The organism is Aquisphaera insulae, assembly GCF_011064615.1.
In the GTDB taxonomy this organism is placed as follows: domain Bacteria; phylum Planctomycetota; class Planctomycetia; order Isosphaerales; family Isosphaeraceae; genus Aquisphaera; species Aquisphaera insulae.
On sequence record NZ_JAALJH010000002.1, the window covers coordinates 92648 to 117697 of the forward strand.

General features: G+C 67.3%; 23 protein-coding genes. 16 read left to right on the forward strand and 7 right to left on the reverse strand.

The window, feature by feature from the left end; translation table 11 throughout:
• Positions 1-266: 266 nt before the first annotated feature.
• The 3 genes from G6O54_RS01545 to G6O54_RS01555 all read right to left on the reverse strand — a co-directional run bounded on the left by G6O54_RS01545 (position 267) and on the right by G6O54_RS01555 (position 2721).
• The gene (locus tag G6O54_RS01545) at positions 267-596 is read right to left on the reverse strand and encodes a carboxymuconolactone decarboxylase family protein (RefSeq protein WP_165219468.1); all 330 of its coding nucleotides are present in this window, start codon (positions 594-596) and stop codon (positions 267-269) included.
• Positions 597-611: 15 nt separating this feature from the next.
• Positions 612-1622: a carboxymuconolactone decarboxylase family protein gene (locus G6O54_RS01550; RefSeq protein WP_165219469.1), complete on the reverse strand. Its 1011-nt coding sequence runs from the start codon at positions 1620-1622 to the stop codon at positions 612-614.
• 163 nt (positions 1623-1785) lie between these two features.
• On the reverse strand, positions 1786-2721 hold the full coding sequence (locus tag G6O54_RS01555; protein ID WP_165219470.1) for an alpha/beta hydrolase: 936 nt from the start codon (positions 2719-2721) through the stop codon (positions 1786-1788).
• Between the two features lie 392 nt (positions 2722-3113).
• Here G6O54_RS01555 and G6O54_RS01560 point away from each other — a divergent pair, with 392 nt between their 5' ends.
• From G6O54_RS01560 to G6O54_RS01610, 11 genes are all read left to right on the forward strand, one after another.
• Positions 3114-4034 (forward strand): MotA/TolQ/ExbB proton channel family protein, encoded by a 921-nt coding sequence (locus tag G6O54_RS01560; RefSeq protein WP_165219471.1) that lies wholly within the window; start codon positions 3114-3116, stop codon positions 4032-4034.
• A 60-nt stretch (positions 4035-4094) separates the two neighbouring features.
• Complete coding sequence (locus G6O54_RS01565) at positions 4095-4559, forward strand: ExbD/TolR family protein (protein ID WP_165219472.1); 465 nt, start codon at positions 4095-4097, stop codon at positions 4557-4559.
• 53 nt (positions 4560-4612) lie between these two features.
• Positions 4613-5131, forward strand: coding sequence for an ExbD/TolR family protein (locus tag G6O54_RS01570; protein WP_165219473.1), 519 nt, complete (start codon positions 4613-4615; stop codon positions 5129-5131).
• Between the two features lie 4 nt (positions 5132-5135).
• Complete coding sequence (locus tag G6O54_RS01575; protein WP_165219474.1) at positions 5136-6044, forward strand: hypothetical protein; 909 nt, start codon at positions 5136-5138, stop codon at positions 6042-6044.
• Positions 6045-6438: 394 nt separating this feature from the next.
• Positions 6439-6891 (forward strand): CsbD family protein, encoded by a 453-nt coding sequence (locus G6O54_RS01580; RefSeq protein WP_165219475.1) that lies wholly within the window; start codon positions 6439-6441, stop codon positions 6889-6891.
• Positions 6892-7076: 185 nt separating this feature from the next.
• On the forward strand, positions 7077-7256 hold the full coding sequence (locus tag G6O54_RS01585; protein ID WP_165219476.1) for a DUF1328 domain-containing protein: 180 nt from the start codon (positions 7077-7079) through the stop codon (positions 7254-7256).
• A 338-nt stretch (positions 7257-7594) separates the two neighbouring features.
• On the forward strand, positions 7595-8701 hold the full coding sequence (locus G6O54_RS01590) for a hypothetical protein (RefSeq protein ID WP_165219478.1): 1107 nt from the start codon (positions 7595-7597) through the stop codon (positions 8699-8701).
• A 139-nt stretch (positions 8702-8840) separates the two neighbouring features.
• A complete protein-coding gene (locus G6O54_RS01595) occupies positions 8841-9500 on the forward strand; it encodes a non-canonical purine NTP pyrophosphatase (RefSeq protein ID WP_165219480.1) in 660 nt (219 codons plus the stop codon).
• Between the two features lie 439 nt (positions 9501-9939).
• Positions 9940-10158 (forward strand): hypothetical protein, encoded by a 219-nt coding sequence (locus G6O54_RS01600; RefSeq protein ID WP_165219482.1) that lies wholly within the window; start codon positions 9940-9942, stop codon positions 10156-10158.
• A gap of 78 nt (positions 10159-10236) precedes the next feature.
• Positions 10237-11343 carry a DUF1559 domain-containing protein gene (locus G6O54_RS01605; RefSeq protein WP_165219484.1) on the forward strand — a complete coding sequence of 369 codons (1107 nt, stop codon included), beginning with the start codon at positions 10237-10239 and terminating at the stop codon, positions 11341-11343.
• A 127-nt stretch (positions 11344-11470) separates the two neighbouring features.
• Positions 11471-13201, forward strand: a complete 1731-nt coding sequence (locus G6O54_RS01610) for a family 16 glycosylhydrolase (protein ID WP_165219486.1) — start codon at positions 11471-11473, stop codon at positions 13199-13201.
• 15 nt (positions 13202-13216) lie between these two features.
• Here G6O54_RS01610 and G6O54_RS01615 read toward each other — a convergent pair whose 3' ends face one another.
• Positions 13217-14194 carry a HEAT repeat domain-containing protein gene (locus tag G6O54_RS01615; RefSeq protein ID WP_165219488.1) on the reverse strand — a complete coding sequence of 326 codons (978 nt, stop codon included), beginning with the start codon at positions 14192-14194 and terminating at the stop codon, positions 13217-13219.
• 89 nt (positions 14195-14283) lie between these two features.
• Positions 14284-16341 carry an RNA polymerase sigma factor gene (locus G6O54_RS01620; protein WP_165219490.1) on the reverse strand — a complete coding sequence of 686 codons (2058 nt, stop codon included), beginning with the start codon at positions 16339-16341 and terminating at the stop codon, positions 14284-14286.
• 193 nt (positions 16342-16534) lie between these two features.
• Between G6O54_RS01620 and G6O54_RS01625 the strand changes: the two genes are divergently transcribed.
• The 5 genes from G6O54_RS01625 to lpdA all read left to right on the forward strand — a co-directional run bounded on the left by G6O54_RS01625 (position 16535) and on the right by lpdA (position 22336).
• Complete coding sequence (locus G6O54_RS01625) at positions 16535-16975, forward strand: hypothetical protein (RefSeq protein WP_165219492.1); 441 nt, start codon at positions 16535-16537, stop codon at positions 16973-16975.
• 329 nt (positions 16976-17304) lie between these two features.
• Positions 17305-18318: a pyruvate dehydrogenase (acetyl-transferring) E1 component subunit alpha gene (pdhA, locus tag G6O54_RS01630; RefSeq protein WP_165219494.1), complete on the forward strand. Its 1014-nt coding sequence runs from the start codon at positions 17305-17307 to the stop codon at positions 18316-18318.
• A gap of 2 nt (positions 18319-18320) precedes the next feature.
• Complete coding sequence (locus G6O54_RS01635; protein ID WP_165219496.1) at positions 18321-19304, forward strand: pyruvate dehydrogenase complex E1 component subunit beta; 984 nt, start codon at positions 18321-18323, stop codon at positions 19302-19304.
• A 106-nt stretch (positions 19305-19410) separates the two neighbouring features.
• The gene (locus G6O54_RS01640; protein ID WP_165219498.1) at positions 19411-20745 is read left to right on the forward strand and encodes a dihydrolipoamide acetyltransferase family protein; all 1335 of its coding nucleotides are present in this window, start codon (positions 19411-19413) and stop codon (positions 20743-20745) included.
• Positions 20746-20950: 205 nt separating this feature from the next.
• Complete coding sequence (gene lpdA, locus G6O54_RS01645; RefSeq protein ID WP_165219500.1) at positions 20951-22336, forward strand: dihydrolipoyl dehydrogenase; 1386 nt, start codon at positions 20951-20953, stop codon at positions 22334-22336.
• A 31-nt stretch (positions 22337-22367) separates the two neighbouring features.
• Here lpdA and G6O54_RS01650 read toward each other — a convergent pair whose 3' ends face one another.
• Together G6O54_RS01650 and G6O54_RS01655 are read right to left on the reverse strand one after the other, a co-directional pair.
• Positions 22368-24317 (reverse strand): hypothetical protein, encoded by a 1950-nt coding sequence (locus G6O54_RS01650; protein ID WP_165219502.1) that lies wholly within the window; start codon positions 24315-24317, stop codon positions 22368-22370.
• On the reverse strand, positions 24314-25030 hold the full coding sequence (locus G6O54_RS01655) for a class I SAM-dependent methyltransferase (RefSeq protein WP_165219504.1): 717 nt from the start codon (positions 25028-25030) through the stop codon (positions 24314-24316). The genes G6O54_RS01650 and G6O54_RS01655 overlap by 4 nt, the downstream gene beginning before the upstream one ends.
• Positions 25031-25050 lie beyond the last annotated feature (20 nt).

The following is a 25050-nucleotide window of genomic DNA, read 5'->3' on the forward strand; positions in this document are numbered from 1 at the left end:
ATGGGCCCCATCTCAAATCGTAACCTGCCTTCTTGTGGTGTTCAGACTCAGACCGCGATGGTCCCGGCGATGAATCGGATGCGGGTCTTGCGAGCGGCCGGGGTGGAGGCGGAGCCGACCCCGGGGATCGCCCCGGCCCCGGGATGGGCCGTCTGGTCGACTCTCCTCGAATTGGGGGAAGCCCACGCCGCGGGGCCTCGCCTGTCGGCGTCCTCGATCCGCCCCGGGGCCGTGAGCCCCAGGGCCCGTGATTCCCATCGGCTTGATCAGGGCTTCTTCGTCGTCGCCTCCGAGGATGGGGGCGGAGCGAAGACGTTCTCACGCTCGAGGGGAAGCTGGAAGCCATCCGCCACCCGCGTCATGTAGTGACAGCGGCTGGCCCACCAGATGACGTCGAGCGTCCGGTATCGCCCGAAGTGGGCGAGCAGGCGGGCGCGGTCCGGATCGTCGATCGTCCACGGCTGCTTCGAGAATTTCTTCGCGAAGAAGAATGCGGCACGATCCGACGGGGTTAGCGATGTCCAGTCCTTGGACGCGAGGAGACGGGTCCGATCTTCGAGAGCTTTCTGGTCCAGGCCCGCGACCGCGAGCAGCATTTCGCAGTGGCCCATTCAGTAGAAACAATGGATCGTCCGGGTGACGATCCAGAAGAGGCTCTCCTCGAAGACGCGGTCCTGCCTCGCCTCCTCGCGGAAGGCCGTCGTGCAGGCGCTCCAGGCCGCCGCCAGCTCCGGCTGGTAGGTGCCGCACACCAGCGACCACTTGATCCGGACCGGGGCCTTGGGTTTCGGGGCCCACTCCGGCAGCTTCGCGAGATACTCCTGGTACGTCGGCACGCGGATCCGCCCCGGCGCGGCCTTCTGGTCCGCGAGCCCCTTCTTCAGGGCCTCGAAGTCGAACTCCGTCCATGACGGATCATCGACCGTCGTCGGCTCGTCCGGTCCCTTCAGGTCGGCCGGCTTCTCGCGGGGCGGGACTTCCGGCTTCGACGTCTTCTCGAACGTCGCCTCGACGGGCGGCATCGGCCCCCCTTCGTCCGGAGGCACCCCCAGGCCGAGGATCAGCCGGTCCTGGAAGTTCGCCGCGGCCAGGAGCAGTATCATCGCGGCGAGCTTCTCGTCGCCGTAGGCCGCCTTGATGTGCTCCACCTGGGTATCCGTGACGAGCGACGCATCGACCGTCATCTGGCGAGCGAAGCGCAGCGCGTCACGCTCCTTCCGGGGCCATCCGTTCGGCCCGTCCTCCAGCGCGGCGATTTCAGGCTCGGAGACGCCTGCGCGGCGTAGGTCGGCCTCGGCCGTATCGCGGGTATACCCGCAGTGATTGGAATCGGCGGCGACCCATCGCATCTTGCCCCGGAGCGACGCTCCCAGCGGGCTCATCGTCCGGTGACGCCGGTCCAGGTCGAGCATCGCGGCCGTCGTCCGCGGGAGCCCCAGGGCCGTCGCCCTCGCCCAGCTCGGCAGCCTCGAGCCGCCCCCGGAGATCGCCTTCGGCAAGTGCGCCCAGGCCTCCTCGGTCGAGGCGAGAGGCCATCGGCCTGGTGGATCGGCATGCAACCGGATCGGGACCGCGAACACCGCCGTCGCGAACAACGCGGCGGACCACACCAGGCGTCTCATGGGATGCCTCCTCGGCCGTGGAATTGTCAGCGGGTCCCAGTATACGGCGGTTTCCTTCGCACGGGACCTTTTCGGTTCAATCGGCGGAATCGCGCGACGGTCGGGGGTGCAAGCGATCCGTTGACGGCATCCTGGAGAGAAGGTCGGGGAACATCGCCACGTCCTACTTGCCGAGGAACCCGCGCGACTTCAGCCAGGCCGCGCAGAGGTCCGGCCAGGCCTGGAAGGTGGGCTCGCCCTTGACGCCGAACTCCGGCGCGCCCTTGCCCAGGCCCAGGCCGTGCTGGCCCTTCTCGAAGACGTGGAGCTCGAAGGGGACCTTGTGCTTCCGCAGGGCCATGGCGAAGGCCAGGCTGTTCTCGACGGGGACCGCGGTGTCCGCCTGGGTGTGGGCCAGGAACGTGGGGGGCGTCTTGGCGTTGACCTGGGTCTCATTCGAGAGCAAGTCCAGGTCTTCGGGCTTCGGGCTCTTGCCCAGCAGGTTCTCCACCGAGCCGCGGTGGGTGATGTCGGCGTTCATGTTGATGACCGGGTAGACGAGGATGGCCACGTCGGGCCGCTCCGTGAAGCCGTTGATGGCGTCACCGGGGACCGGATTGGCCTCGCGATAGTGCGTGGCCAAACTCGAGGCGAGATGGCCCCCGGCGGAGAATCCGATCACCCCGACTCGACCGGGGTCGAGGCCCCATTCCTTCGACCTCAGGCGGATGGTTCGGATGGCCCGGCGGGCATCATCGAGCGGCGCCGGGTGGTGGTACTTCGGCGCGAGGCGAGACTTGAGGACGACGCCGGCAATCCCGATCGAGTTGAGCCAGGCCGCGACCTGCTTCCCCTCGTGGTCGGTGGCGAGGAACCCGTAACCACCTCCCGGGCAGATGAGCATCGCCGCGCCGGTGGCCTTCTCCTGGGGGGCGAGGTAGACCGTGATCGTCGGGACGTCGCCCGCGTGGTTGGCGTCGCCGGTTTCCAGCGGGGCGCCGCTCTTCGCGGCCGGCCAGAGAGGATAGGTGGGGGCCTCCTGCGCGAAACCGGTCCCGGCGATCGGGAGGAGGGCGGCGGCGACGGCGACGCTGACGGTGAGGCCGAGAGGGCGGAGCATGATGAGAAATCCCCGGGGTGAAAGGGAGCGCCTGGGCCGTCCAATCTCGCGGACCCGAGGGCGCGTGTCAAAGGTGGGGCCGTCGCGAGGTGCCGGAATCCGGTATCCGGCGCGGTCGTTCGGTCCGGCATGGAAGTGAGCGGCGGCCGGTAATCCCCGCGAGTCGAGGAATCCCGCGCCTGTTGACAGCCCGATTCGCGCTCCAGATAGTGGAAATCGTGGGCGCGGGTCGGGCCTCGTGGAGAGCTTCCGGCGAAAATCGTCGCGAGCCTGCGGGGGCAGTCGTCACGACGGCACGACGCGCCGTAGGCTTGAGAATGGACCGCCGCGGCTTGGCCGCGGCCTGGCGGCATGGCCCTCAGATCGGCCGGAATCCTCGGGAGCTTCCTTCCATGCGGCAGTCTTGGGACCTTCGCCCGGCCGGGGCGAGGGATCGGGCGTGGTTCCTGTTCCTGACGTTCGCGTGCGTCGGGTTGTGGCTCGCGGCCTGGCATGACGCACCGGCGACCGCCCAGGAGCCGGCCAAGGAAGCGGCCAAGGAGGCCCCTCCCGCGGCGAAGGCGGAGGAGCCCGCGAAGCAGGCCGCGCCCGCCGAGGCGACCAAGGACGGGGCGGCCGCCCCGGCCCCGGCGCCGTCGCTCGCGGAGGATGGCACCAAGCCGCCGGCGCGCGAGAACATGCTCCAGTGGGCAATCCGCGCCTCCGGGCCGATCGGGCTCTTCCTACTGTGCCTGTCCGTCTACTTCACCGCCCTGGTGATCCGCCTCTTCATGGAGTTTCGCGTCAGCGAGGCCGTCCCCGCGCCGCTCGTGGAGAAGCTCGAGGCGGCCATCCGGGACAAGAAGTTCCAGGAGGCCTACGACGTCTGCAAGGACAACGACTCGTTCCTGGCCAGGCTGGTGCGGACGGGGATCGCCAACCTCCCCAACGGCCGGCAAGAGGCCAAGGACGCGATGCTCGCCCTCAGCGACGAGATCGTCACGACCTACGAGATGAAGATCAGTTACCTGGCGACCATCGGCACCCTCGGGCCGATGATCGGCCTGGTCGGCACGGTCTGGGGCATGATCATGAGCTTCCAGACGATCGCATCGGCCGGCGGCGAGCAGCCCAGGCCCGAGAAGGTGGCCGAGGGGATCTCCACCGCGCTCTTCATCACGCTGGAGGGGATCTCCCTCTCGGTGCCGGCGATCTTCTTCTTCGCCTTCTTCCGCAACCGCCTGGCCCAGATGGCGATGGAGGCGAACCGGGTGGCCGACCGGACCATCAGCTCGCTGGTCGCCGCGGCCAAGACCACCAAGCCGGCGGCCTGATCCGATCCGCATGGGCCGGGATGCGTAAGGACAGGACAGGGGTCCTCTGGAGTCGCCGCGATGTCCGGATCGGTCTCGAACAATCAGACCCACGCCGAGCCCAACCTGACGCCGTTGCTCGACGTGGTCTTCCAGTTGATCACCTTCTTCATGCTCGTGATCAACTTCACGTCGGACAACTACGACCAGCGAATCCACCTCCCGCTGGCCGGTTCGGCGCGGCCGGTGGAGGATTCGCAGCGGGTCTCGGAGGACCGCGTCGTTCTGAACATCGACAGGGACGGGCACCTGCTCGTCGGCGGCCAGATCCAGACGCTCAACGAGGCGATCGCCACCATCAAGCACCAGGCGGACCTCGTCCGGTTGAATCTCAAGGCCGTCGGCATCAAGTACGACCAGGGGCTGCCGTCGACGATCATCTTCCGGGCCGACAAGGACGCCACCTTCTCGAACGTGAACAGCCTGCTGACCGCCTGCCAGAACCAGGGTTTCCGCAAGTTTGCCTTGAAGGCCATGAAGAGCTGAGCTGATCTGATCTGACCTGAGCGGGTGCCGCTCGGGCACGGGGGACGTTCCGGATGAGCCGCCGCGCGAAGAGACCGAAGGTCGACGAGCCGAACGTGCCGATCGCACCCATGCTCGACATGGCGTTCCAGCTCCTCACGTTCTTCGTGCTCACCTACCGCGCCGCGCCGCAGGAGGGGCAGTTCGTGATGAGCCTGCTGCCGGCCTCGCCGGCGACGGCCATGGCCGCGGCCCCGGCCGCGGCGGAGACGAACCCGGCCTCGAGCGACCTCCCCGTCTCGCTGCGGACCTTGCCCACGACGCTTCGCGCCGGCGACGGCGGACGGCTCGCCCAGATCGTCGTCGAGTCCGCGGAGATCCCCAGCGACAACAAGGAGGCCCTCACCCAGGCCCTCCTGAAATACCTGGAGGATCCGGACCTCCCCTTCGATCAGACCCTGATCCGGGTCGATCCCAACCTCAAATACTCGGAGCTGATGACGGTGATCGACGCCTTCGCCGCGGCGTTCGAGAAGGCGAAGAAGGATCCCAAGCTCAGCTTCGTGGAGCTGAACCCGAACGAGGGGGGATGAGCGCGTGGGGGACGACGACCGCCGCGGGTTCTTCCGCGGCGCGGAGCTGAGCCGGTTCCTCGTCCTGGCCGCCATCATGGTCATCGGCTGGGTCGCCGTCTGGCAATACGTCCAGGCCCGCCCCCAGGCCGACGAGCCGACTCCGAGGGCCGGCGGCCGGCCGGAGCCCGTGGTCGCGGACAGGGCCCCGGAATTCGAGACGGTCTCCGACCGCACGCCGCTGGGCTTCCGCGACAACGCGGCCTATAGCTACCTGCTGGAGAAGGCCCGCGACGTCTCCGCGGCCGATCTCGCCGGGCGGGCTCGACGTGATATCCTGTTGACCCACCTCTGGGAACGCCCGGAGCTCTACCGGGGCGTCCCCATCCACATCCTGGGCACGGCCCGGCGGACGCTCCGGTACGAGAGCAAGCTGAGCAGGACGGGGTGGCTCTACGAGACCTGGATCGTCACGCCCGACGAGCGCAAGGTGCCGTACTGCTGCGTCTCCGAGGAGGTCCCCGACCGGTTCCCGCTGGGGGCGAACGTGGCGGAAACGGTCGTTTTCAACGGCTACTTCCTCAAGATCATGAAATACGAGGCGGCCGACACCGCACGAGGATCTCCGCTGCTCGTCGGCAAGGTCGGCTGGGAGGCACCCCCGGGCGCGGCCGGCGGCGAGCCGGTGGCGCCGCCGGTCCCCGGCGGGTCCATGTCGCCACGCATCTTCTGGTCCCTGGTCGTCCTGGGCGTGATCTTCCTCCTCAGCTTCAGCCGCTGGATCAGCCAGATCCGGGCCCTCCTGGGATCCTCCCGCCCCAGCTCCACCCCGGCGCCGCGTCCCACGGAGGAAATCCATCCCGCAGACCTGGCGTCCTGGGTCGACGACCAGGCGAGGGCCGAGGTCGAACGCCGAGGCGACGACCCGGACTGATCCACCCCGGGGCGGGGACTTCGTTCCCACCATGGCGCAAGCGGCCGCGCGATGATCCGGACCGGCGACACCGGGCCGGACGTATCTCGGAGGATCCGAAATCCGTTCCGGTCGGCGTTCGCCTCGCGGGGGGGAGTCCGCCGCGGAATCGATCTTCGGGGCGGCCCTCGATTTTCGCCCTCTGGCACGGCTCTTGCTTTATCAATATCCCGTTCCGCCGGCATCCGCCGCCCGAGCAGGAGAGTCGCGAATCGGATCGCGGCGGGGCATCGGATGATCGGAGGCATGTTCATCTCTGGTGAACGCGATCAATCGTGTTGATCGCGCCAGGACGCCGCATGAGGGGCGCCGAGCCCATCGGCTCGCGTGCACCTCCTGCCGAGGAGACGAGACCATGGCGATCAACGTGCAGGGCCTTCAGGGGCAGTGGAATCAATTGAAGGGCGAGATCAAGAAGCAGTGGGGCCAGCTCACTGACGACGACCTCCACTGGGGGAATGGCAACATCGATCAACTGGTCGGCCGCATCCAGCAGCGGACGGGCGATACCCGCGAGAACATCGAGAAGTTCATCGATCACCTGACCAGCAAGGGGTCATCGACCGTCTCCAAGGCGGTGGAGCAGGTCGGGTCTTACGCCCAGGACATGTCCCACCGGCTCCGCGACCACTACGGGGACATCTCGGAGCAGGCTCGCGAAGGTTACAACCAGGCTCGCGACTACGTGGGACGAAACCCGGTCGGCTGGGTCGCGGTGGCCTTCGGCGTCGGACTGGTGGCCGGCTTGCTCATGGGGGGCACCGTGGGCTACCAGCATCAGCCGGCCCGGAATCGCTTCTGGAGTTGAGCGGTAGCGCCCGGCCGGGTCGGCTCCCCCGACTCGGCCTCTCGATCAACCACCCTTCTCCCCCGGACAGGCCGGTCGGGCCCTTGATTCCTACCCCGAAGCTTCCAGCGTGGCCCGGCCGGTCTTGTATATACAGAGTTTGATTTGATGGGCGCTCCGGCCTCTGTCATTCGGAGACAACGATCATGTTGCGCCTGGCTATCCTGTTCGCGGTCATCGCCATGATCGCCGCGGCCCTGGGCTTCTACGGGCTGAGCGATGTGTCCGCCAACTTCGCCAAGTTCTTCGCCCTGATCTTCGCGGTCCTCTTCATCGTGGCCGTGATCGCCGGCGCCAGGATTTTCGGCGGCGCTTCCACGGTATGAGGCCACCCGCGGGGCCGAAGCGAGATCGCGGGGGTATATCGGGCCAGCTCGGGATCGATGAGCACGCTCGTCGATCGCGGGCCGGCCCGTTTCTGTTCGCCCACTGATCGATGCAAGTCGATGAAGGCGCGGGATTTCCTCCGGCTCGCAAACGATCTGGGCAAGGTCGAGGAGTTCTGCTAAAGTTCCGCCCGAACCTTGCCGGGCCGTCTCCATGGCCGTTTCAGGAACTGGACGGCCGGGAGCCCGGCGTCGGCGAGGACCCCGATGGGACGCGGTGGTCCGCCGCGGTTGAACCCGTCCCGAGGTCGATGATCCGTCAAGGAAGGGGATCGTCCATGAACAAGCCGATCGCAGCTCTCGCCGTCCTCGGCACGATGGCGGCAACTCCCGCGTGGGCCCAGCCGGGCAGTCCCGCCGGTCCGGCCCCTCGGGCCGCGGACGTGGCGCAGGGACACATCTTCCCCAACGCCTCGATGCTCCCCGAGCCGGCCAAGGAAGACGAACTCAAGGCTCATGCCGTCCCGCTCCCGGACGACCCGATCGAGCCCTGGCTCCTCACGAAGGAAGCGGGCCCGTTCATGGTCCTCGCCAAGACGTTCCGGGGGCCGGACTCGGAGCGGATGGCCTTGGCGTTGGCGAAAGAACTGAAGATGCGGCACAACCTGCCCGCGTATGTGCTCCGCACCAAGGATTTCCCCGGCAAGAGCAACATCCGGGGCATCCCTCCGACCGCCGACCCCGCCGTCGTGCAGGCCAACGTGAAGTCGCCGGAGAAGTACCGGACCTACGACGAGGCCGCGGTCCTCGTCGGCAACATGAAGACCGAGAAGGACTCCGTCGCGCTCTTGCATCAGGTGAAGAAAATCAAGCCCGACTGCCTCAATTCCATGCCCAAGTTCTACACCTGGCGGGAAGGGCTGAGCACGGCGATCCGGACGACAAATCCCTACGTCCCGGCCCAGCACCTCTACCAGCACAAGCACGACGAGCTCGTGGTGAAGATGAACAGAGGCCCGCGGAGCGTGGCCAACTGCCCCGGCCATTACACGCTCCAGGTTGCCCAGTTCTCCGGCCGCTCGACCTTCAACATCAACGACAAGTCGTTCAAGGACGAGTGGTTCAAGAACCCGCTCAACAAGAGCCCTCTGGCCACGGCTCACGATGACGCGGAGCAGCTCGCCGACAAGCTGGCGAAGGATCCCGACATCCAGAAGCTGCGTCAGCCCGTCTTCGTCTACCATGACCGGACGTCCAGCCGGGTCTTCATCGGCGCCTTCCAGCAGCAGATGGACCCCCAGGCGGTGGACGTCCGCGACGAGCTATTGAAGTTGGCGGTCCCGATCCTGAACGAGAAGCGGTCGACGGGCGGCATGGACAAGCTGATCGTGCCGGCGGGCGTCCTGACCGACGTGGATCAGATCCGGAAGTCCCTCGAGGGCTGATCGATTACCGCGGCGGCGCGGAGCCCTTCCCGCGTTGGACGTTCTCGGCGACAATGACAGGCCGTCCCCGCGGGTTGACCCCGGCGGGAGACGGCCGCGTTCATTCTCCACCCGCGCCGCCGGACACCACGATACGCCCATGAGCCAAGCAGACGCCTCGCCGCTGATCCTCGTCCTCGGCTCGCGGAATCGCAAGAAGTGCGCGGAGATGGCGGATCTGATCCGGCCGGCCTGGGAGCCCGCGGGCGTCCTCGGTCGCCTCGAGATCCGCTCGCTCGATGACTACCCACAGGCCCCCGAGGTGGACGAGTCCGCGGACACGTTCGGCGGCAATGCCCGGAAGAAGGCCTCGGAAACGGCCGCGGCCCTCGGCCTCTGGGTCCTCGCGGACGACTCGGGCCTGGCCGTCGATGCGCTCGAGGGGGGGCCCGGTGTCCTGTCGGCTCGCTTCGCCGGGGAGCCCTGCGACGACGCGGCCAACAACCGGAAGCTCCTGGAGTCCCTGGGCGACGTCCCGGACGACCGTCGCGGCGCGGCCTTCCGCTGCGCCCTGGCCGTGGCCGACCCCGGCGGGACGATCCGCCTCGAGGCCGAGGCGGCCTGCCGCGGGCGGATCGTCCGCGAGCTCCGCGGGCCCGGCGGATTCGGCTACGATCCCCTCTTCTTGATCCCCGAGTACCACAGGACCTTCGGCGAGCTCAGCCCCCTGGTCAAGCACCAGCTCAGCCACCGCTCGCGGGCGTTCGCCCGACTCCGCCCGGCGCTCCGGTCGCTCCTCGGGACCCCCTCGATCGAGTGAATGAGAACGTGACCGGAAGCGACGCTTGTTGGACGGCGGATCATTGCTTATTCTTGCTACGTGCTTGACAAGAAGGATCCACCGCCATTACTTGGTATTCCACCGATGGTCCGGGAAGTGACGATGACCTCTCCTTTCTTGTCGTCTCCGCCCCTTCCGGTGCGATGACCTGAATTCTTCGCGGCCCGCGATTGTCGTCCGTTCCAAGGCCCTCCCGTCCCGATCGCCCAGGCTTGCACGATCTCTCGGTGGACTCGCCGCTTCGCGGCGTGCGTGTCGTCCGATGTCGCGCCGGTCCCCTCTCGATCCGGGATCGGAGTCCGCCTCTTGAATCTCGATGTCTAAATAATCTTATGCCAGGACGCCGCCTCATCGGGGGCCTGCGATCGTCGTGCGCGCCTCGCCGGCGGCGCGTCCCAGGCATGCCGGAGGATGCTCCATGTTCACGTCGGGCAATCGATCGATCCGGTTGCGATCCGCCCTCGCCATGGTCGTCGCGTGCGGCTCGGCGGGCGGCTGCCAGGAAGAGACCTACAAGGTCGGCCGCGGGGAGCAGGCCGAGGCGGCCAAACCCGCCGACCCCAAGGCCGCGGATCGCATCGAGAAGGCCAGCAAGGCCGAGGAGAAGATCTTCGCGAAGAGTGCCAAGCTTCGCTGATCTCGCCCCGGGAGGGCCCGTTCAAGTCCCTTGCGTCACCGTCGAGTCCTTCGTCCCAGGTTTTTCGGAGGCGATCTCATGAATTCCCGTCGTACCCGCTCCGGCTTCACGCTCATCGAATTGCTCGTGGTCATCGCCATCATCGCCGTGCTCATCGCGCTCCTGCTCCCGGCGGTCCAGTCCGCGCGCGAGGCCGCTCGCCGCGCCCAGTGCACCAACAATCTCAAGCAGCTCGGCCTCGCCGTGCACAACTACGTCAGCTCCAACGAGACCTTCCCCATGGGGGTGATCCGCCAGCGCGGCAACGACGGATCCGGCTACCCCTACACGTCGGGGAGCGTGTTCGTGAACATCTCCGGCTTCTTCGAGCAGGGGATCATCTACAACAACGTGAACTTCAACCTCAACATGTACGACGCCGCCAACACCACGATCTCCGGGATCGGCGTCTCCAGCCTCTGGTGCCCGAGCGACGGGACGATCAGCGAGGCCCACCAGTACAGCGCCGCCGACGGCGCGGCGCTCGAGGCGGTCCCCCTCAAGATGTACTACACCAGCTACGCCGGCTGCACGGGGACGTGGTTCCTCTCGCCGCGGTATGACCTGACGCAATCCCAGTTCACCACGGCGGCGAACCAGCAGAACGGGACGGTCCTCTACATCGGCTACGCCAACCCGGAGACCACGCCTTCGGGCACGATCTCCGGCTACAGCCGGAAGCCCGCGCGGCTGGCCTCGGTCACCGACGGGACCAGCAACACGCTCCTCTTCGGCGAGCATGCCCACGGGAAGTACAGCCCCGACGACCAGACGAGCTGGAACTGGTGGACGTCCGGGAACACCGGCGATACCCTCTTCTCCACCATGTTCCCGATCAACCCGTTCAACAAGGTCCAGAACGTGGCCTTCGACAAGTACCACGGCTACTCGGACACCTATACCGGGTCCGCCTCGAGCTTCCATCCCGGAGGCGCGAACTTCGCCTTCGCGGATGGGTCGGTCCGGTTCCTCAAGGACTCGATCAATAGCTGGCCGCTCGACCAGTCCACCGGCTACCCGAAGGGGGTGAACCCGGATTCGTCGAGCTGCTACTGCTGGACGACCGCCACCGGGACGCAGAACGGCGTCTATCAGGCCCTGTCCACGATCAGCGGCGGCGAGGTCATCAGCGCCGACCAGTACTGAGGCACGCGGGCGGGCCGCCGCGCTTGACTCGATGCGAGCGCGACGGCCCCTCGGCCCGGATTCATGGCCGAGCGTTGAATCGTCACTCCGGCCGTGCTGAAATGGTCCTCGAAAGAGAGGGCTTTCCATGCTCCGGATGTTGGTCTTCATGCTCGCCGCCTGGGCCGAAACGCAGTCGGGTTCGATACCCGTCGTGGTCGAGGACTTCGAGAACCCCCGCACGCCGCGATCGGTGTGGGTCGTCAACATCCCGAATGAGAATGCCTCGGTCCGGTTGACCGGGGAGAATCCTCACGACGGGAAGTCCTGCCTGGAGCTGCGCTACAAGTTCGTGGCGTCGGGCGGCTTCCAGTATCTCGGGATCCCGAACAAGGTCGAGATCCTGGCCCCGATCCATCGACTCCGCTACCTGATCCACGGCGACTCGTCCGGTTGCTCCTACGGCGTCCAGGTGACCGACGCCCACGGCGAGACGCACCAGTACAGCGGGAACACCGGGCAGGGTGGGATCCTCGACTTCCGCGGCTGGCGGGAGGTCGTCGTCCCCATCGACGAGGGGCACGAGACGTGGGGCGGCGACAAGGACGGCAAGCTCGACTACCCGATCACGGGCGTCACGTTCACCGTCGGCCAGCCGAAGACGGGGGAGAAGGCATCGGCCGCCGAGGGAATCCTTCGTTTCGACACGCTGAGCGCGGACTCGGACCGGGGCGAGGCGGAGACGCTCGGCAGCAAGGTTGCGGTCATCTCGCCCGGGTATGGATCGGACGTGAAGGGGGACACGAAGATCGTCGTGTCCGCGCCGGGTTTCGCGAACCTGACCGCCCGGTGCTGGAAGGGGGGCCCCGGGCCGGGGAGCGATTCGGCCGTCGCCACGATCCGGTTGGACGGGGACGGGGGCGGCTCGTTCCTCTTCCCGGCCGATGAATACCCCCACGGCCCGATCACGGTGCGGATCCACGGCGAGGCCGGCTCGCTGAAGGACAACTGCTACCTTCAGCTCTACAACAGGGGGGGCATCTCCTGGCGCGAGGGGATTCCGACGGCACCGCCGCCGGCGGCGGAGGGGATGCGGCTCATCTTCGCGGACGACTTCCGCGGCAAGCTCTCGATCTCCGGGACCGACACGAAGGCCACCTACTACGACCACAAGCCCCCCAACGGCTCCCAGGACTTCAGCGTCCACGTCTTCTCCGACTTCCAATCCCCGAAGAACCCGTTCCACCAGGTGGACGACTACTTGAGGATCCGGGCCGACGACCGCACCCACGCCTCGGGCCTGCTCTCCTCGATCAAGAACGACGGCAGCGGCATCAAGGCTCGCGTCCCCTGCTACTTCGAGGCTCGCCTGATCGGCCCCAACGCCACCGGCACCTGGCCTGCCTTCTGGCTGATGACCGACTACATGACCGACTCCAAGACCAAGGGTGGAGACAAGGCCCCGGTCGACGAGCTCGACATCCTGGAAGCCTACGGCGGCGAGGGCCACGGCTCCCCCAACGCCTTCGACTCCTACATGGTCACCCCTCATTGCTGGAACCAGGGTGAGGAAGGGAAGGCCATGGAGAAGAAAGCCTTCGAGGGCCTCCTTAATCCGATCAAGATGGGGAAGTTCGGAATCAGGTCCGCCTGGTTCGAGACCTTCCACATCTACGGCTGCAAGATCACCGAGACGGACACGATCTACTACTGCGACGACGTCGAGGTCGGTCGCCATCCCACGTTCCCGGTGAGCAAGGCGAACCCGCATTTCTTCCTGATCAACCTGGCCACCGGCGGCGGCTGGCCCGTGGATCTCTCGCGCTACAACGGCATCGCGGACATGTACGTCGATTACGTGAGGGTCTACGGACATTGAGGAGATGTCCGAGAGTCAGCCGGGAAAATCGCGCGCGAACCTGGATGTCAGCTCGGGCGACTTGCGCTCGGCCATGATTTCCGCGAGTCGGTCTCGCAGGCGTGAGTCGTGGGCCTGAATCTTGAGGGCCGCCAGCGCCAGGCTCGCGACCTGGGGCGGTTCCTCGGCCACGACCCGGAGGAGGAAATCGGTCGGCGCGGGGAGCCGGAGCATCCCCATGGCGAGGAGCACGGCTTCCTTGAGGGGCAGGGGGAGGATGGGCCGCTCCCAGCATTCCCGGAGGGCGTCGAACGCCTCGGGCCGCCGCGATCGAGCGAGCGCCATGGCGGCGGCCTCGCCGGTGGGGACGTCGTTCGAGCGGAGCCGTTCGCGGGCGAGCTCGAGGCCCGCGGGCAAGTCGGCGGCGAGCATCCCGGAGAGGCAATCGGAGAGCACTTCGGGCTCGCGGTCGCCGAGTCGGATCTTCAATCGAAGCAGCAGCGCCGCGGCCTGGGAACCGACGGCACCCAGGGCCTGAGCGGCCGCACCGCGGACCTCCTTCTCGGGGTCGACCAGGGCCTCGACCAGGATCGTCATGAGGTCCAGCGGGTTGACCCGCGTGAGGGCCAGGAGAGCCGCGGCGCGGAGCGGGGCGGCCGTGTCCTCGGTCCCGCCCCAGACGGGCTCTTGTTGGACGTGGGTTGCGGACTTGCGGAAGGTCTCCTCCGCGTCGTGCTCCATGCCGTCGAGCGCCTTAACGATCGCAAGCTTGGCCCGGCAGAGCTTATCGGTCCGGACCGGATCGACGAGGAATCGGGCGAAGGCCGCTTCCAAGGGCGCGGCCAGTTCCGCCAGCCCGCGTTCGCCGGCGATCTCCGCGGCCGTCGCGGCAATCAGGTTGGAGCGGTCCGCGATCGCCGTCTTCAGGCTCGCGGTGAGCTCCGGCGATGGCTCACGGTTGCGAAGGAGGCGGATTTCCGCGAGGCGTTCTTCCAGCGACGGTCGTTTGGCCATCAGCTCGGCTCGGGACGGGTGGCGGGCCCTCGTGATGCCCGATGATACCGCGCGGTGGTGGAGGGAGTCCGCGCCGGAACTCGGGCTCATCAAGGGATGGCCGGCCCATAAGGGTCCATGAGCTCGCCGTGATTGAGAACGTAGTAACGCTGGGTGGTCGAGTCCAGGACGATGTCGCCGTCTCCCAGGCCAAGGGCCTCGTAGTCGAATGGGTTGGCTCCGAGCGGGTGATTCAGCTCGCAACGATCGAGCGTCGCCGTCTTCCGGTCCGCCACCGTCCCATCCGGATTGATCGACGCGAAGCGATAGGAGGCGGGTATGTAGACGCCATCAACCGGCTTCCAGGTCCACTGGGTGATGCTCCCGGGCGGACCGTCGGGGCGGTCCCATGAGAAGAACCGGATGACCGGATTGTAGCCCGCCTCCGGACTCCAGACGGACGTGAGGTAGCCGCTCTTTCCTCCGTTCGGTCCGTCCACGCGCACCTGGACCCAGTACCATGAGCCGCTCGGAGACTCTGCCTGACTGAGGGTCAACTGGCGAGCCATTTCCGCAGCTCGTCCCGATCCGCGCTGGCCTTTCAGGGCTGAAGCATAGTCCTCCAGCTCGTCCCAGGCCATGACGGGCCCGCCGATCGTAAAGACGTTGGCGGGGTCGGAATCGGCGACGCGATGCCGTTCCTCAGGCGCGAACTTTGTCGCCCAACGCGGTTTGCGCTTCGGGAGGCGAGGTGGCACCGGGGTGATGGGTCGGTCCTGGGCGCTGACGTCGAAGACCAAGATCTGCGAGGGCGTCACGATCGAGCGGAGGTCGCCGATCGCGACGTTCATGAACTCGATCGGCTCCCCGGAGCTGGCGACCCGGAACTGGGAACGGGTGGTTTCCTTGTCCTGATAGGTGCTCTTAGCCGCGGTGTCGACCGCGAAGTCGACCTTGAAATCGGACTCGGAGAGCACGGGGACGGATTTGAGCCGGACCATCAGCGCGGGGGGGATGCTGGTTCCTTTCAGAAGCGAGCTGGCCTGGAAAACGTAGGCTCCTTTCCACGTCCGGATGGCGTCGCGGTTGGCCTTCGTTTTCGCGATCAGCATCTCAAGCACGCGGATACTCTCGGCGGGCGGGACGGGGGACCACGTCAGGTCCTTCCGCACCGCGGACCTTTCCCGAAGAGCCGGGTAGGTGTCGAGCTTCTTCGGGGCAGGCGCCCCGGCGGGCTCGGGGGTGGGATTCGCGGGCGTCTGCGGCCCTGATGCTGCCGAGGAAGCGAGCAGGACCAGGACTCCGTTGGTGAGCAGGGCCGCGGCGATCATCGTCATGGCGGACGACTTCAGGCTGGTCTGGATCATGGCGCGGCGAACTCCCGAGGTCCAAAGGGCGACGTTCGCGGGGATGAGAGAGGCCTCCTGCTGCCCGAGTGACGTGGCGATCGCCGATCGGATGACGGCTCGCGCCAGGGTTGGAGGCACGGCGGTCAGGGCGGGGCGGGCCGTTTCATCAATCGCGAGTAGCCCGGCCGACATGGCCAGTCCGCGACGGTTCAACCCCTGCCGGAGCCGCGCCCGTCCCCGTGCGAGCCGGGAGAGGATCGTGCCCAGGGGGCAGCCCAGCCGCCGGGCCGCGGCCTCCGTGCTGAGGCCCTGGAGGTGGCAGAGCACGACCGGCTCGCGGAATCTCCGGGGCAGGCACTCCAACTCGTGGTGGTGGAGCGCCTCTCCGATCTCCGGGACCTTGTTGTCGTCGATCCTGGTCAAATTCCGGGTCGCTCGCTGGGCTCGATTCCGTTCGTGGAAGCGTCGGCGGGCGGCGTCGGCCCGCGCCCGGTGCGAGACGCGGAGGGCGACCCCGTGCAACCAACTCGCCAGTGAGTCGCGCTTGCGGACCGCATCGGAGCTGCGGGCCAGGACCAGGAACGTGGCCTGAAAAGCATCGTCGGCGTCATCCGGGTCGTTGAGGATCTGGCGACAAAGCCGCAGGACCATCGGCCCGTGCCGTTCAACCAGAGTCGCGAAACCAAACTCTCGGGCCTCCTTGCCGCCGGTGAGGTAGAGTTCCACGAGCTGCGCATCGGACCGGTCGCCCACCCTGCCGATGCTGAAGAGGGTGGGTAAAGGCCCCGGTGTAATCTCCCCCGCCGTCTCGTCGGACATGGCTCCGGCCCCTTTCGAGAAATCCGACCGGTAGTGCCTTGAGCCTGGCGGATTATTCCCGATTTCTGGAGAGGCTGGTCGGGAACGGTCGGCAGGCGCGTCTTTTCTCCGTCGGCATCGATCCTAGAATAGGAGCGAGACGGGGGCGAAGGATGGATAGGCCGCGACGTCGCCTCCCCGAATGGAGCCTCGCTTGAGAGTGGACGCCGGATCAGCTCCGCTGCACGACCCCGACCTGGATTTCCCCCGCCGCGCGCCGGCGACGATCCCCGCGGAGCATCTCCGCGTGCATCAGCGGCTGGTGGTCGATCCGCTGCTGTCAATCCTCGGTTGCGTGGTTGCCGGGTTACTCATTCGGCATGCGCTGGAGACTCGCAACCTGCCGCTCTTCGTGGCCGCGGTCGGTCTGCTGGCCGTGTCCCTGCCGCTCTTCCGATTCCATTGCCGGGACTGCGGTGTCGCGGGCTGGTTCCTTAAGGCTAGGTTCCATGCCTGCGAGTCAATCGTCCATCGGTATCGTCTCGGAGAGCCGGGGCACGCCCTGGTGGGCGTCGGAACTCAATTGTTTATTTGGATTTACGCGTTGATCACGCTGGTCGTCGTGGCTTCGATCTTTGCCCTGGGGCGGCTTTGAAGGCCGGTTCGACGGAGGAGGCCGTGAGTGGGCTTCGATTCCGGTTGAAAAGCATCCTGTTCGCCGGCCTGGGCTTTGGTATAAAATACCCCATCGCAAAGACAATCGGTCTATGGCACGCCTGGGGCGGGTGGATCTCCGGAATCGCGGGACCTCTCCGGGCTGAGGATCGCATGAGTCGGCCCGCCCCCACGGCCGCCCATCGTGTCGAGGGAGCTTCTCCCCGTCCTCCCTCGACCGGCTCAGGCTCATCGCAAGAATCCGAGACGGCCGGGATCGACGACGAGCCCCGTCGTTCGAGCACCCCCTCCACCTGGAGACGAGTTCTCATGGCGCAAGCGCAGACGGAAGCGAAACCGATCGTCAACCGGACCCAGGCCCAGGTCTGGCTCCGGCAGATGCTGCTGATCCGCCGGTTCGAGGAACGGGCGGAGATGCTCTATCAGAAGGGGAACAAGATCGGCGGCTTCTTCCACCAGTATAGCGGCCAGGAGCCGGTGGCGGTGGGGTCGATCGGGGTCCTCCGCGAGGACGACTACGTCATCACGGCCTACCGCGACCACGGCCATGCCCTGGCGCGGGGGATGTCGGCCCGGGAGGGGATGGCCGAGCTCCTGGGGAAGGCGACGGGCTGCTCCAAGGGCAAGGGGGGCTCGATGCACTTCTTCGACGCGGAGAAGGGCTTCCTGGGCGGCCACGCCATCGTCGGCAGCCACATCGCCCTGGCGGCCGGCGTGGCCTTCGCCATGAAGTACCGCGGCGAGGACCGGGTCTGCATCTGCTACTTCGGCGACGGCGCCATCAACCAGGGCTCGGTCCACGAGGCCCTGAACATGGCCGCGCTCTGGAAGCTGCCGGTCATCTACGTCGTCGAGAACAACATGTACGCCATGGGGACCTCGCTGGAGCGTTCCACGGCCGTGCTGGACCTGCGGCTCCGGGGGGCGACCGCGTACGGCATCCCCGGGTTCACGATCAACGGCAACGACATCGAGCTGATGGCCAAGACCACCCGCGAGGCCGCCGCCAGGGCCCGCGCCGGCGAGGGGCCGACGTTCATCGAGGCCCAGACCTATCGCTACAAGGGGCACTCGATCAGCGACCCGGGCAAGTATCGCCACCGGGACGAGCTGGATAACGCCGTCAAGAACGACCCGATCGTCGTCTACGAGAACATCCTCAAGCAGCGCGGGTGGATCGACGACGAGGCCATCGAGAAGATGCGCCAGGACGTGAAGGCGGAGGTGGAAGAGGCGATCGAGTTCGCCGAGCAGAGCGAGCAGCCGCCCCTCTCCGCCCTCTACGAAGACATCACGGTGGCGACCTTCATCCCCCAGGAGTGATCATGTCGACGTTTTCGTACCGGGAAGCCCTCAACCAGGCGATGACCGAGGAGATGGACCGCGACGACCGCGTCTTCCTCATGGGCGAGGAGGTCGCGCAGTACGACGGCGCCTACAAGGTCAGCCAGGGGATGCTCAAGCGGTTCGGGGCCCGACGGGTGATCGACACGCCGATCTCCGAGGAAGGCTTCGCCGGGATGGGCATCGGCGCCGCGATGGTGGGCCTGCGGCCGATCATCGAGTTCATGACGTTCAGCTTCAGCCTCGTGGCGATCGACCAGATCGTCAACAACGCGGCCAACATGCGGTACATGAGCGGCGGCCAGTTCGCGGTCCCCATCGTCTTCCGCGGCAGCTCCGGCATGGCCGGCTGCCTGGCCGCCACGCATTCGCACCGGCTCGAGGCCTGGTACGCCCAGATCCCCGGGCTCATCGTCCTGATGCCCGCCACCCCGGCCGATGCCAAGGGCCTGCTCAAGACCGCGATCCGCTCCGACGACCCGGTCGTCTTCATCGAGCACGAGGTCCTCTACCACGAGCGCGGCGAGATCCCCGAAGGTGAGCACCTCGTCCCGATCGGCAAGGCCGAGATCAAGCGGCCCGGCAAGGACGTCACCCTGATCACCTACTCGCGATCCCTCAAGGTGACCATGCAGGCCGCGGAGAAGCTCGCCGAGGACGGGGTGGACGCCGAGGTCATCGACCTCCGCTCGATCCGCCCGCTCGACATCGACACGCTGCTGGCCTCGGTCCTCAAGACGCACCGGGCGGTGATCGTCGAGGAGGACTGGCCGTACTGCGGGCTCGGCGCCGGGATCTCCGACCGGATCACCCGGACCATCTTCGACGAGCTCGACGCGCCGATCCTGCGGGTCGCGTCCAAGGACGCCCCGATCCCCTACAACCGCGCGATGGAGCAGTCGATGCTCCCCTCGGTCCCCCGGATCGTGGACGCCGTCAACAGCGTGCTCTATCGCGAGGTCTGAACGAGGATCGAAGTCAACGCACCACGGCCTGAGTTCCCCTCTCCCTTCCAGGTCAACGGGTCGCGCCGCGATGGCCGGCCCGTCCAGCGCTCCACGGAGAAGACACGTGCCGATCGAAGTGACGATGCCGAAGCTCAGCCCCACCATGGAGACCGGCGTCATCGCCCAGTGGCTGGTCAAGGTCGGGGACACGATCAAGGAAGGGGACGTCCTGGCCGACATCGAGACCGACAAGGCCACGATGCAGATGAAGTCGTATGAGGACGGGACGATCGTCCGGATCGACCGGCCGGCCGGCGACGAGGTGGCGCTGGGCGATCGCGTCATGGTCCTGGCGAAACCCGGCGAGGATCCGAAGGACGTCGAGGCCAAGCTCGGCGCCGGGGGCGGCGGTGAGAAGAAGGCCGCTAAGTCGGCCGAGGCCGCGTCCGCCCCGTCGGGCAACGGCCAGCAGGCCGCCGAGGAAGACGAGGCCGAGGACGATGTCGAGGAGGCCGCGTCCAACGGCGAGGCCGGGCGGGTGAAGGCCACCCCGCTGGCCCGGAAGATCGCCGCGGCCTCGCGGGTGGACCTGTCCCGGGTCCGCGGAAGCGGGCCGTCCGGCCGGATCGTCCGCCGCGACGTCGAGGATTTCCTCGCCGGCAAGCCCGCCGTCGCGAAGTCGGCCTCGGGCGGAAGCAAGGCCGCGCCGGCGCCTGCCGCCGCGAAGGCCCCGGCCGCGCCGGCCCCGGCGGGGGCCAGGGCTGCCGCCCCCGCGGACGAACGCATCCCCCACAGCCGGATGCGGAAGACGATCGCCCAGCGGATGGTCCAGTCCAAGCAGTCCGTCCCGGAGATCCACGTCACGGTGGACATCCGCGTGGACCGGATCGTCGCCATCCGCGAGGAGCTCAACAAGGCCCTGGCGGCGGAGAAGCTCAAGCTCTCGCTCGGCGACTTCGTCACCAAGGCCGTTGCCATGGCCCTGCGGAAGCACCCGGGCCTGAACGCGACCTTCGAGGAGGACGCCATCGTCCGCAAGGGGGCCGTGAACATCGGGTTCGCCGTCGCGCTCGACGCCGGCCTGATCGTCCCGGTCCTCCAGAACGTGGACACCCTGGGCCTGGCCGATATCCGCCGCCAGAGCGAGGCCCTGGTCGCCGCCGCCCGCGGCAACAACCTCTCCACCGATCAGCTCACCGGAGCCTCGTTCACGATCAGCAACCTGGGGATGTACGGAGTCCGCCAGTTCGACGCCATCATCAACCTCCCCGAGGTCGCGATCCTCGCCGTCGCCGCGGCGGAGAAGCGGCCGGTCGTGGAGGGGGACAAGCTCGTCCCCGGCACCGTGCTCACCGTGACCCTGAGCGCCGATCACCGCGCCGTCGACGGCGCGATGGCGGCCGATTTCCTCCGCACCCTGAAGCGGCTGCTTGAAGAGCCGGCTATGATGCTGCTGTAAGGCGAGCGGACAACCGCGGCCCGAAACCGGCTTCCCTCCCGGGAGGGCGAGGCTCCTGCAGAGCCCCGCGCACGTCCGCCAGGGAAGTCCACTCGCCGCCGACGTCATTCGGGAGGGCGAGGCTCCTGCCGAGCCCCGCACGCGGCTCGGCAGGAGCCTCGCCCTCCGGGTGGATGAGCATCCGATCGACATCAAGTAGGACAACATGGCATACGATTACGACATCCTGGTGATCGGCGGCGGGCCCGCCGGTTACGCGGGCGCCATCCGCGCCGCTCAGCTCAAGAAGCGGGTCCTCTGCGTCGAGCGTGACAAGCTCGGCGGCATCTGCCTGAACTGGGGCTGCATCCCCACCAAGGCCTTGCTCTCGAACGCCCACCTCGTGGAGCTGATCAGCGGCCACGGCAAGAAGCTCGGTTTCACCGGCCAGGGCTCCTGGGACTTCTCCCAGATGATCGGCCGCAGCCGGCAGGTCGCGGGGCAGCTCAACAAGGGGATCGAGGGGCTGTTCAAGAAATACAAGGTCGCCTCGAAGTTCGGCGTGGCGAAGATCGTCGGCCCGCACGAGGTCCAGGTCGGCAATGAGAAGGTCACCGCCGAGTCGATCGTGATCGCCACGGGCGTGCATCCGCGATCGCTCCCCGGCGCGGACTTCGACGGCAAGACCGTCATCACCTCCAAGGAGGCGATGTCGCTCGAGAAGCAGCCCAAGTCGATCCTGATCATCGGCGCCGGGCCGATCGGCCTGGAGTTCGGCTACTTCTACAACACGATCGGAACGAAGGTCACCGTCGTGGAGATGCTCGACCGGATCGTCCCGGGCGAGGACGAGGAGGTCTCCCAGGCCCTCCGCAAGAGCCTCGAGGGCAAGGGCATCAAGATCCTCACCGGCTCGAAGACGACGAAGGTGGAGAAGACGGCCGCCGGCGTCAAGGCCGAGGTCGAGACCCCGGCCGGCAAGCAGACGATCGACGCCGACCTCATGCTCGTCGCCATCGGCGTGCTGGGCAACATCGACGGCCTCTTCGCCGACAATGTGAAGGTGGAGATCTTCAAGAATCACATCAAGGTCGACCCCAAGAAGGGATATGTCACCAACATCCCCAGCATCTACGCGGTCGGCGACGTGATCGGCCCCCCCTGGCTGGCCCACGTCGCCCACCACGAGGCGGTCTGCTGCATCGAGAAGATCTGCGGCGTCTCGAATCGGACGGTCGACTACACGACCATCCCCGGCTGCACCTACACCGAGCCGGGCGTCGGTAGCGTCGGCCTGACCGAGAAGGCCGCACGCGAGGCCGGTCACGAGATCCGCGTCGGCAAGTTCCCGTTCCAGTACAGCGGGCGGGCCCTGGCGGCCGACGAGACCGAGGGCTTCGTGAAGCTGATCTTCGACGCCAAGTACGGCGAGCTCCTCGGTGCCCACCTGATCGGCGCCATGGCCACCGAGATGATCAGCGAGCTGGTCGTGGCCAAGAAGCTCGAGGCGACCGAGGAGGAGATCATGCACATCATGCACCCGCACCCGACCTTCTCCGAGTCCATCATGGAAGCGGCGGGGCAGGGCCTGGGTGAGTCGGTGCACATCTGACGATAGCCCGCGACCGAGCGAGGCGAGGCGGTCAGCGGATCGCCTCGCCCCCTGGTGCCGCGGCGATCTCGGGCTCCATCCGATCCTCGATGGGCGGGGAGTGCATCACGCGCACTCGGAAGGTTGGACGAAAGTTCCACCCCGAGACGTCGCGGAAGGTCACGGCCACGCACTCGTCTCCCGCCCCCGTCTCGAACAGCGTGCGGACGCTCGCCAGGTGCCGCGGCACGTGGCTGATGAGGAATCCTCCGTCGGCGTTGCGCCAGACGGTGCGGACGATGGCCTTCGACCCGTCCCCGAACTCCAGTCGGGCCCGAGGCGGCTCGACCCGATACAGGAAGGCCATCAGTCGGCCCCAGACGGTGAGCTCGATGTCCGCCTTCAGGAAGCTGAGCCCGTTCGGGACCGCGGGAATCTCGAGCCGCTTCTTCATCGAATGAGTCGCCGAGGCGAGCCGGCTTCCTCCGGTCCACCGCGGTGTGGAGCGGCGCTGGAGGAGCAGATACTCTCCGGCCTCATCGACGAAGTCATACCATCGGTAGATCTCGATCCAGGTCCGCGAGTCCACCAGGCTGGGGACCTCCTGATCGATGGCGTAGTGGGAATAGAGGATGAAGCGGGGTGCTCGACCCGGGTCTCGATAGAGCTCCGCGTTCCGCTCATCCAGGAGCGGCGTGTAGGCCGCGTAGGACTGGAAGACGGGCCTGGGACGCCAGTTCAGGTGATTGGCCCAGACGACCGAGATGTCACAGGGAAAGACGTCGACCGGCTCCCGCCCGATCCGGGCACGGACCCGCTCCGGGAGGGACATCGATATCCTGAGGGCCTCATCCCGCTCCCGGACCGCCGTGGACACGGCCCGGAAATGGAAGAGGTTGTACCAGTTGTTACGAACAGCGGCCGCCAGGTCTCGCGTCGTGAAAGAGGGGAACACGAGCGTCCACGCGAGGAGCGCGGCGACGGCCACAGTCGTGCGACGCCCCAGCCGTTCGTACCGGCCGGCGATCGGGATCAGCAGCCCGAAGAGGCTGAACATGGTCGGCCAGTGCAGTTGGAGATGCCCCGCGTCCAGGCGGACGATCGAGCCCTTGTAGAGGACGAACATCGGGAAGAGGATGATCGCGAGGACCGGCGTCAGCGCCCAACGGCGCCTCGCCGAGAGGGCCAGCGCGAGAACGGTTAGCCCGACCAGGCACGCGGGCACGAACGGGCTGATGGCGGGGTCCGAGGAGACCATCTGGGCCGAATACCCCGAGGCCAGCTCGCGTGAGAGTTTCAGGTAGGCCGGCAGGGCGGACAGCGGCCCGCCGTAGGCGACGAAGAGCGAGGCCATGGTGCCGAAATACGCCAGCGACAGGAGGAGGAGCCTCTTCACGGTCCGCAGCGACGGCTCACGTCGAAGCTGAATCAGGGCCCAGACCCCGAGTGCACCCGAGCACGAGACTCCGGCGCTGAACTTGGTGAGCATGGCGGCGCCAGCCAGCATGGCCGCGGGGATGGCCCAGGCGGGACGCCTGTCGACCTCGGCCACGATCAGGAGGTTCAGCACGGCGAGGGTCAGCATTCCGACCAGGGACCATGCGGGCCCGAGAGGAATCGGCAACCCATTCAAGGAGGCCGCGAGGAGGAACACGAGCGGGGCCACACGCCCTCGCACCCGGAAGAGGAGGAGGCCCGTCGATCCGCACCAGATGGCAAAGATCGCCAGCCGGATAGGGAGAGCATGGTGGGCGGAGCCCGCGTAGCTGGTGGGCGTGAGCGCGAAGCCGAGCGGGCCGAACGTGAAGGCGATGTCCCGCCCGTGCACCAGGCCGCGGACCTCGGCCATGCTCAATCCCAGGATCCAGGACCCATCGACGCCGCGGCTCGCCGACGTGATCCACTCCGGCGCCGTGACGAGGACGAAGACGGCAAGCAGGAGTGACCTGGCGATCCAGCCGGCCCGGGGCGCCGACTCGCCCTTCTCCGTCGCCGGTGTCATCCCTGGTCCTCCGGTCGCTCCTCCCGCCGAGCGACGAGGAAGAACTGGGCGCCGAAGAACCGCCAGGCGATCGGGAATTTCAAATAGAGGCGCACCAGCCAGGGGGCGCTCGGAAGCTTGCTGCGGAACGAAAACGGGAGCGTCCTGGGCCGCTGGACCTCGACGTGGAAGCCCGACAGCTCCAGGGCCTCGGCCACGGCCCGGTCGGTCAGCGCGAGGTGATGGTCGAAATAGTCGAAGTACTCGGCGGCACAGGCGGCGATGTTCGGGCCGAGGATCAGGATCCGTCCCCCGGGCCTGAGGGACCGACGGACGGCCGAGAAGACGGCCAGGACCTGCTCCCGGGTCCGGCAGTGCTCCAGGAAGTTACTCATGAACGCCGCGTCGAAGTGCGAGGCCGGGACGACCTCGTTGAGGGACTCCGCGGCGATCCGATGGACGGCCACGCCGGGCGCGGCATGGTGGCGGGTCTCCGGGTTCAGGTCGACGGCGACCTTTTCCGCGGCCCGGACGTTGTTGATGAACTCGCAGTAGCCCGCGGCGACCTCGAGCACGCGGCCGTCCCGGGGGATGTACGCCTCGAACCAGTCCTCGCAGAGGACCTTCCAGACGGCCGACCTGCGGGCCAGGTCCTGCTTGCCGAACCGGTTGCGATAGATCGCGTCGACGAGGTTCTCCAGGGGGGCATCCGCGGTCACGTCCAGGGTCGTCATGACTCTCCTCTCCTCGCTTC